Here is an 8,487-nt window from a genome sequence, read left to right as displayed (position 1 = left end):
AGCACCTGCGACCACCGCGTGTCCCAGTGCAACTGCTCGGCCTGCTTCGCCCAGAACGCCTCCCGGTCCGCCGCCGCCTCCTCATACAACTCCGCCGACGCATTCGCCTGCGCCGCGAACTCCTCCGGCGGAGCAAAGCCGCTGCCGGCACGGTCCCAAGCCTCGATGCTCACGCGTTCTCCCTGATCGCTGGACACCTTGGTGCGGGGGACGGTAGGCGCACACTGTGGTCCTCGGCACCGCTGTGCGACAGGACGCGACCGCGGCGCGACGAATGGTCGACGAACGGCCTCACAGCGGCTGCAAGCGGCGAACTAGTATCAGGAATCCTGTCGACGGCGATGGGAGTGTCCATGCCGGTGCCCACCGAGCGCAGGCCGCGCCCCGCGTGGTGGCCGCGGTCCCGCACCGACGCCGAAGGGGTGCTGCGCAGCGCCCGCCGCGCGGCGGCGAACCTCAGCGACGGGGTGACCGGCCCCCGGGCGGCCGCCGCGGCGCGGGACCTGCGCGGCCTGCTCGGCGCGAACGCGCTCGGGCTCAGCGACCTGTCCGGTGCACTGCAGTGGTCTGGGCGGCCCGCCTCGGAGGCCGATGCGGCGACCGCCGTGGCCGACGTCCTGCACACCGAGACCCGCAGCGGCCGCCCGCCGCTGGTGGCGATGCCGCTGCACGTGCACGACGAACTGGCCGGGGTGCTGGTCGTCGACGGCGACGTTCGCCTCTCGGCGGTGCGGGAGGTCACCGCCCTGGCCGAGGCCGCCCTGGAACGCGCCCGGCTGGAGGAGTCCGCCGAACTCGCCGCGCAGGCCGAACTGCGGGCCCTGCGGGCGGAGATCTCCCCGCACTTCATGTACAACGCGATGACCGTGATCGCCTCACTGGTGCGCTCGGACCCGGAACGCTCCCACGAGCTGATGCTCGACTTCGCCGACTTCATCCGCTACGGCCTGGCCCGGCACCGCGACTACACCACCGTGGCCGACGAGTTCCACGCCATCGAGACCTACCTCGCCCTGCAGCGGGCGGTGCTGGGCGAGCGGCTGCGGGTGCAGATCCGGGTCGCGCCGGAGGTGCTGGCCGTGGCCATCCCCTACCTGGTACTGCAACCGCTGGTGGAGAACGCGGTGCGGCACGGCATCGAGCCGCGGTTCACCCCCGGCTCGGACAGCAGCGGCGTGGTGCAGGTCCGCGGCGAGGCGGAGGGCAACGACCTGGTGATCAGCGTGGAGGACGACGGAGTGGGCATGGATCCGGCGAAGGCCGAGGCGATCCTGGCCGGGAAGGGGCCGGTCGGCAGCATGGGCCTGGCCAACGTCGACCGGCGGCTGCGCACCGTCTACGGGGCGTGGTACGGACTGGTCGTGGAGACCGCCGAGGGAGCGGGCACCCGCGTCGTCGTGCGGGTGCCCCGGTTCCAGCCGGGGGTGGTGCCGTGATGGCCGAGGGACTGCGGGTGCTGGCCGTGGACGACGTGCCACCCGCCCTGGAGGAGTTGTGCCGCCTGCTGCGCGAGGCGCCCGAGGTGGCGGAGGTGACCGGCGCCGGGGACGCGCTGGCGGCGCTGCGGCTGCTGCAGTCGGACCAGTTCGACGCGGCGTTCCTGGACATCTCGATGCCCGGGCTGGACGGGCTGGAGCTGGCCTCACTGCTGGCCAAGCTCAGCGACCCGCCGGTGATCGTGTTCGTCACCGCCTACGACCAGCACGCGGTGACCGCCTACGACATCGGCGCCGTCGACTACCTGCTCAAACCGGTCCGCGCGGAGCGGCTGCAGGCGGCTCTGGAGCGGGTGGCGCGGATGATCGCCGCCGCGGAGGAGGCGACCGAACCGGCGCCGCTGCCGGACGCGATGGTCGCGCTGCCGGTGGAAACGGCGGGCCGGACCCGATACGTGCGGCGCAGCGAGGTGCGCTTCGTGGAGGCGCACGGCGACTACGTGCGGCTGCACACCCCGGGCGGGGTGCACGTGGTGCGGATGCCGATCTCGCGCCTGCAGGAGTACTGGGAGCCCGCCGGTTTCGCCCGCGTGCACCGCAGCTTCCTGGTCTCCCTGCGTGCCGTCCGGGAGCTGCGCAGCGATTCCACCGGTGCGCTGATCGCCCACACCGAGGCCGGTGACGTGCCGGTCAGCCGCCGCCACGCCCGCGAGCTGCGCGAACGCCTGCTGGCCAACGCGCAGCAGGCGGAGCTGGCCCGGGCGGCACGGAGGCCGTGATGAGCGGGCCCAAGCGGGTCGCCGTGATGAGCCCGCAGACGCGGGTGGCGCACGCGCGCCGCATGCTGCGCCGCCGCTGGCGGGCGCCGCGTCTCGATCCGGCCGAGGCCGAGCGGGCCGCCGCGCTGCACCGGGTGCAGCGGCGGCGCGGCGCGGTGACGCTGGTGCTGCTGTTCGCGCTGCTGTTCGGCCTGCCAGTGGTGTTCGCGACAGCCCCGAGGCTGGACGAGATGCGGCTGCTGGACGTCCCGGTGTCCTGGTTGCTGCTGGTCGTGGTGCCCTTCCCGGTGATGGCCTGGTTGGCCCGCTGGCAGCTGCGCAGGGCGGAACGCGCCGAGGACGGCTGATGTCCGCCCTGCTGGCGGTGGCGCTGGTCGTGCTGCTGACGCTGGTGATCGGCCTGCGCGGCGTGGCGGCGATGCGCACCACCTCGGACTTCCTGGTGGCCTCGCGGCAGGTCTCGCCGCTGCTCAACTCCGCGGCGGTCTCCGGCGAGTACCTGTCGGCGGCGTCGTTCCTCGGGGTGGCCGGGCTGATGGTCACCGACGGGGTCGGCGCGCTGTGGTACCCGGTGGGCTTCACCGCGGGCTACGTGGCGATGCTGGTGCTGGTGGCGGCTCCGATGCGCCGCTCGGGCGCGCTCACCGTTCCCGACTTCGCCGAGGCCCGGTTCGCCTCGCCGGCGCTGCGCAGGCTGGCGGCGGTCGTGGTACTGATCATCGCCGGGCTGTACCTGGTGCCGCAGTTCCGCACGGCGGGTGTGGTGCTTGGTGTGGTCGGCGGCACCCCGTACTGGGTGGGCGTGGTGCTGGCCGGGACGGCGGTGAGCGCCACGCTGGCGCTGGGTGGGATGCGGGCCGCGACATACGTCCAGGCGTTCCAGTTCTGCCTGAAGCTCATGCTGTTCATCGTGCCCGCGGTGTGGCTGGTGCTGCAGGTGGGGCCAGCGGTGCGCCACGACGCGCTGCACCCGGCGCAGTTCACCCGCTTCACCCGCGACACGCCGGTCTCGTTCCAGGTGGACGCGGTGCTGGAGGTCCACGAGCCCACGCCGGTGCGCGATCCCGGTGGCGCGACCGCGGTGCTGGATGTCGGCGCGCACGAAATCGCCGCCGGGCGGACGCTGACGTTCCGGTCCGGGGCGCCGGTACCGGAACTGCGCGGCACCGACGCACCCGGCGGGCCGGACTGGCGGCGACCACTGCTGGACCTGGCCGACGCGGGCCACCCGCTGCTGGGCACCTGGGCGGTGCTGGTGGCGACGATGCTCGGCACCATGGGCCTGCCGCACGTGCTGGTCCGGTTCCACACCGCGCCCGACGGTCGCGCCGCGCGCCGCACCGCCGCGCTGACCGTGCTGCTGCTGGGCGTGTTCTACCTGTTCCCCGGCGTCTACGGGGCGCTGGGCCGGGTACTGGTGCCGCAGCTCTACCTCTCCGGCGTGACCGACACCGTGGTCGTGGCCCTGCCCGCACAGGTGGACACCGGTTGGCAGGGCACCGTGTTCACCGCGCTGCTCACCGGTGGCGCGTTCGCGGCTTTCCTGGCCACCTCCCTCGGGCTGCTGCTGGTGGCCGCGGGAGCGATCTCGCACGACCTGACGCCCGGTGGTCTCGGCCAGCTGCGACTGACGGTCCTGCCGGTCGCCGCGGTGGTGGTGCTGCTCGCCCTGCCCGCCACGCACCTGCCCGCGGGCACGCTGGTGACCTGGAGTTTCAGCGTCGCGGCAGCGACGTTCTGCCCGCTACTGGTGCTCGGCATCTGGTGGCCGCGGCTGACCCGACGGGGCGCGCTGGCCGGGGTGCTGGTGGGGTTGACGGTTTCGTCGGCGGCCATCGCGACGACGCTGTTCGGCCCGCCGCTGCAGGGTTGGCTGGCGATCCTCGTCGCCCAACCGGCGCCGTGGGCGGTGCCGCTGGCGTTCGCGACGATGGTCCTGGTCTCGCTGCGCGGCACCCCGCCGCCGTGGGCGCGGACGGCGATGCTGCGACTCCACCTGGACGAGCGACGCCTGGCGCGGTGACCGCTCGCCGCGATCCGGGTGCCGTTCGTCGACCGTTCGTCGCACCCATCGTCCATCGGACCGTGACACCTACCACACGACCGTGTGACCTCCCTAACGTCTCGTGCCTCACCCGTCAGGAAGGAAACACGTGAGTACGACCGACCCAGTTACCCGGATTCCGGAACCGGACGTGTGGCGCGAGGTCCACCGGAGCGCTGACTTCGTGGCGCTGCGTCGCCGCCTGCGGTCCTTCGTCTTCCCCATGACCGCGCTGTTCCTGGCCTGGTACCTGCTGTACGTGCTGCTGGCCGACTACGCGCACGAGTTCATGAGCATCACACTCGTCGGCAACATCAACGTCGGCCTGGCCCTCGGCCTGCTGCAGTTCGTCTCGACCTTCGGCATCACCGCGCTGTACGTGCGCTTCGCCAACCGCCACCTTGACCCGGTGGCCGACCGGATCCGCCGGGAAGTCGAGGAGGAACCGCGATGACCCACCTCGCGCAGGGCCTGCAGGGCAGCAACCCGCTGCTCAACATCGGCATCTTCGCGGCGTTCGTGATGGTGACCCTCGTGGTCGTGCTGCGCGCCAGCCGCAACACCCGCAGCGCCTCGGACTACTACGCCGCGGGCCGGGCCTTCTCGGGACCGCAGAACGGCATCGCGATCGCCGGCGACTACCTGTCGGCCGCGTCGTTTCTCGGCATCGTCGGGGCAATCGCCCTCTACGGCTACGACGGGTTCCTGTACTCGATCGGCTTCCTGGTCGCGTGGCTGGTGGCGCTGCTGCTGGTGGCGGAACTGCTGCGCAACACCGGCAAGTACACGATGGGCGACGTGCTGGCGTTCCGGATGCGCCAACGTCCGTTGCGGGCCGCGGCCGCCACGTCCACCCTCGCGGTGAGCTTCTTCTACCTGCTGGCGCAGATGGCCGGCGCGGGCGTGCTGGTGTCGCTGCTGCTGGGCGTCACTAGCGCCACGGGCCAGGCGGTGGTCATCGCCATCGTCGGCGTGATCATGATCGTCTACGTGCTGGTCGGCGGGATGAAGGGCACCACCTGGGTGCAGATCATCAAGGCGGTGCTGCTGATCAGCGGCGCGGCGGCCATGACGCTGTGGGTCCTGGGCCGCTCCGGTTTCGACCTGTCGGCCCTGATGCAGTCCGCTGTGGACAGGGCGGGGACCGCGGGCGAGAAGCTGCTCAACCCGGGCGCCCGCTACGGCAAGACCGAGACGAGCAAACTCGATTTCTTGTCGCTGGGCCTGGCGCTGGTGCTCGGCACCGCGGGCCTGCCGCACGTGCTGATGCGCTTCTACACGGTGCCCACCGCCAAGGAGGCCCGCCGCTCGGTGGTCTGGGCGATCTGGCTGATCGGCCTGTTCTACCTGTTCACGCTGGTGCTGGGCTACGGCGCCGGGGCGATCGTGGGACCGGAGGCGATCAAGAGCGCGCCGGGCGGGTCCAACTCGGCGGCGCCGCTGCTGGCGCAGGCGCTGGGCGGCCCGGTGCTGCTGGGCTTCATCTCGGCGGTCGCCTTCGCGACGATCCTGGCGGTGGTGGCCGGCCTGACCATCACGGCGTCGGCGTCCTTCGCGCACGACATCTACGCCAACGTGATCAAACGCGGCGACCTCGAGGACAAGCAGGCGGAGGTGCGGGTCGCCCGCATCACGGCGCTGGTGATCGGCGCGGTGGCCATCATCGGCGGCATCCTGGCCCGCAACCAGAACGTGGCGTTCCTGGTGGCGCTGGCGTTCGCGGTGGCGGCCTCGGCGAACCTGCCCACGATCCTCTACTCGCTGTTCTGGAAACGGTTCAACACCTCGGGCGCGCTGTGGAGCATCTACGGCGGCCTGACCACGACGATCGTGCTGATCCTGTTCTCCCCCGCGGTGTCGGGAACCCCGGAGTCGATGCTGCCCGGCGCGGACTTCGACTGGTTCCCGCTGCAGAACCCGGGCCTGGTGTCCATCCCGCTGTCGTTCTTCTTCGGCTGGCTGGGCACGGTGCTCTCCCGCGAGCACGACGCGGCCAAGTACGCGGAGATGGAGGTGCGGTCGCTCACCGGGGCGGGAGCGGAACGCGCCGTGGCCCACTAGGACGTCGTCCCCCGACGACATGTGGCTCTCCCGCCCCGCGCGGGAGAGCCACACTCGTGTGGTCGACTTCCCGACGTGCCCAACTCCGAGGAACCGAAGAAGATCATGGCCACGCGAACCTGGCCGGACCGAGCGGCCCGAGCACTCACCGAGATCTGCGCCCCGTGGGTGATCGTGGTCGTCCTGCCGCTGCTGGTGGCGTGGCAGGCGACGCACCGCATCGGACCTACCCTGGTCTGGGGTCTGCTGGTGGCGGCCACCAGCAGCATCCTGCCGATGGCGGTGATCGTGTGGGGCGCGCGCAAGGGCCGCTGGGAGGGTCACCACGTCCGCAACCGCAGCGGCCGAGCAGTCCCCTTCGCGGCGCTGATCGCCCTGAGCTCAGCGGGCCTGGCACTTTTGTGGATCGGCGGAGCACCCCGCGCGCTGCTCGCACTGGACGTCGCCATGATCGCCGCCCTCCTGGTCACCGCAGCGATCACCATCCGCTGGAAGGTGAGCATGCATGCGGCGGTGGCAGCGGGAGCGGTGGCGGTCCTGGCAACGACCTGGGGCCCGCTGTGCTGGCTCCTCGCGCCTCTGGTGGCAGCGATCGCCTGGTCCCGAGTCAGACTGCGCGCCCACACTCCTGCCCAGGTTGCCGCCGGAGCCCGCATCGGAGCCCTGGTAGGCGGACTTCTCTTCGCCACCCTGACCCCAACCCCGACCTGACACCCGGAGTTAATTTCAGTCAACACTGAACGCACAGCAACCACAGACACGTGAACGCCACAAGGCCACTGCGACACCCTGACCAGCGCAAACTCTGGAAGCTAACCCCCCACGATCAAGCCGAAAGGGGTGCGCTAAGCTGTGTGCACACCGAGAGGTGAGGCCGGGACGTAGCGCAGCTTGGTAGCGCACTTGACTGGGGGTCAAGGGGTCGTGGGTTCGAATCCCGCCGTCCCGACCAGCGGCAAGCCCGCTGACCTGACACAAACGTGCAGGTCAGCGGGCTTGTTCGCGCTCTCCAGATAATCTTCGCCGGTGTCCCCCAACTGCACCGAACCGATTTTTCGGCATTTTTGGGAGGATTTTGGGAGCGACGGTGTTCGCAAGCGGTCAAGGGGTCACAGCGACAGCCGAGAAACCAGTACCCCGATGGGGCCAACCACGCAGTGGCCCGCATCACATGATCCGCGCCGACCGCCCTGCCCAGAAGTGCCCGTAACCCACGGGCAACCTGCGGTAAGGCTCGTCATGCCCCTTCTCCTTGGGGCCGCCTGAGACGACGCCGCAACGGCTGACGCATGGCGCGAACCGAGCGTCCCCGCGACGTTGGCTGGCTCCTTCAACCGGGCCCACGTCAAGGGGTCACGCCCTATCGAACATGCCCGTAGAACGTCGTGCCGAAGGGGGCGCGTTACCGCCTACTCGTGACCCACCTGCCGTACTGCCGCGACGAGACCAACCCCACCAGCCGAAACAACCCCGGATCCGAGGGAACGGCAGACGACACGGGTCCTGGTAGAGCCCCTGTCCGGCGACTTCCACCCTGAGCAGCGCCGAGACCACTACCGGGAAACCAGTTGAAACCAGACGAACGGGGCCCGGACGATCGGGACGCGGACCACCTCCACGTGCGTGGAGAGCACGGACCAGCCGGGCGACCTACCCTGCGACCACCCGGATCACCTCCACGTGCGTGGAGAGCACGCCGCCGCGGCCGCGAGTTCGGCGGCGGCCAGCGGATCACCTCCACGTGCGTGGAGAGCACCTGGGCGCGGGCCCGGGCCAGCTCGGCCTCGGCGGATCACCTCCACGTGCGTGGAGAGCACGAGTGGGCCGGTGCCGTGAACGCGATCGAGAACGGATCACCTCCACGTGCGTGGAGAGCACTCTGATCGGAACTGACGAGAAGATGCGCGCGATCGGATCACCTCCACGTGCGTGGAGAGCACGAACGGAGTGCGGCGGACCGGCCAGGGGACGGCCGGATCACCTCCACGTGCGTGGAGAGCACGAACGGAGTGCGGCGGACCGGCCAGGGGACGGCCGGATCACCTCCACGTGCGTGGAGAGCACGGGCAAGCCGATGGTGCGGCTCGATCAGCCGGTCGGATCACCTCCACGTGCGTGGAGAGCACACTTCGTGAACTGGGGTTTTAGGGACGTGGTTGTCGATTTT

Annotated in this window: 8 protein-coding genes, 1 tRNA gene and 1 CRISPR repeat array; of the genes, 8 read left to right on the top strand and 1 reads right to left on the bottom strand. The window is 70.8% G+C overall.

Features of this window, described 5'->3' with window-relative positions; all coding sequences use genetic code 11:
* On the bottom strand, positions 1–173 hold a 173-nt coding region (locus IEY17_RS24115; protein WP_188991612.1), incomplete at its 3' end, for an acetyl-coenzyme A synthetase N-terminal domain-containing protein.
* A gap of 180 nt (positions 174–353) precedes the next feature.
* Between IEY17_RS24115 and IEY17_RS24110 the strand changes: the two genes are divergently transcribed.
* The 8 genes from IEY17_RS24110 (at position 354) to IEY17_RS24075 (ending at position 7,272) form a co-directional block, all read left to right on the top strand.
* Positions 354–1,436: a sensor histidine kinase gene (locus tag IEY17_RS24110; RefSeq protein ID WP_188991610.1), complete on the top strand. Its 1,083-nt coding sequence runs from the start codon at positions 354–356 to the stop codon at positions 1,434–1,436.
* The gene (locus tag IEY17_RS24105) at positions 1,436–2,215 is read left to right on the top strand and encodes a LytR/AlgR family response regulator transcription factor (protein ID WP_188991608.1); all 780 of its coding nucleotides are present in this window, start codon (positions 1,436–1,438) and stop codon (positions 2,213–2,215) included. The genes IEY17_RS24110 and IEY17_RS24105 overlap by 1 nt, the downstream gene beginning before the upstream one ends.
* Positions 2,215–2,562: a hypothetical protein gene (locus IEY17_RS24100; protein ID WP_188991606.1), complete on the top strand. Its 348-nt coding sequence runs from the start codon at positions 2,215–2,217 to the stop codon at positions 2,560–2,562. The genes IEY17_RS24105 and IEY17_RS24100 overlap by 1 nt, the downstream gene beginning before the upstream one ends.
* A complete protein-coding gene (locus tag IEY17_RS24095) occupies positions 2,562–4,238 on the top strand; it encodes a sodium/solute symporter (protein WP_188991604.1) in 1,677 nt (558 codons plus the stop codon). The genes IEY17_RS24100 and IEY17_RS24095 overlap by 1 nt, the downstream gene beginning before the upstream one ends.
* 130 nt (positions 4,239–4,368) lie before the next feature.
* On the top strand, positions 4,369–4,713 hold the full coding sequence (locus IEY17_RS24090) for a DUF485 domain-containing protein (protein ID WP_188991602.1): 345 nt from the start codon (positions 4,369–4,371) through the stop codon (positions 4,711–4,713).
* Positions 4,710–6,320: a solute symporter family protein gene (locus IEY17_RS24085; RefSeq protein ID WP_188991600.1), complete on the top strand. Its 1,611-nt coding sequence runs from the start codon at positions 4,710–4,712 to the stop codon at positions 6,318–6,320. The genes IEY17_RS24090 and IEY17_RS24085 overlap by 4 nt, the downstream gene beginning before the upstream one ends.
* Before the next feature lie 105 nt (positions 6,321–6,425).
* Positions 6,426–7,031, top strand: a complete 606-nt coding sequence (locus tag IEY17_RS24080; protein WP_188991620.1) for a phosphatase PAP2 family protein — start codon at positions 6,426–6,428, stop codon at positions 7,029–7,031.
* A gap of 164 nt (positions 7,032–7,195) precedes the next feature.
* Positions 7,196–7,272 (top strand) — tRNA-Pro (locus IEY17_RS24075).
* Positions 7,273–7,925: 653 nt separating this feature from the next.
* A CRISPR array of direct repeats spans positions 7,926–8,446; the repeat unit is 29 nt; unit sequence CGGATCACCTCCACGTGCGTGGAGAGCAC.
* Between the last annotated feature and the right edge of the window lie 41 nt (positions 8,447–8,487).

Origin of the sequence: Saccharopolyspora thermophila, assembly GCF_014646075.1 — a bacterium.
GTDB lineage: Bacteria > Actinomycetota > Actinomycetes > Mycobacteriales > Pseudonocardiaceae > Saccharopolyspora > Saccharopolyspora thermophila.
The sequence above is the reverse complement of the archived record's forward strand: the minus strand, read 5'-3'. Positions and strand labels throughout refer to the sequence as shown.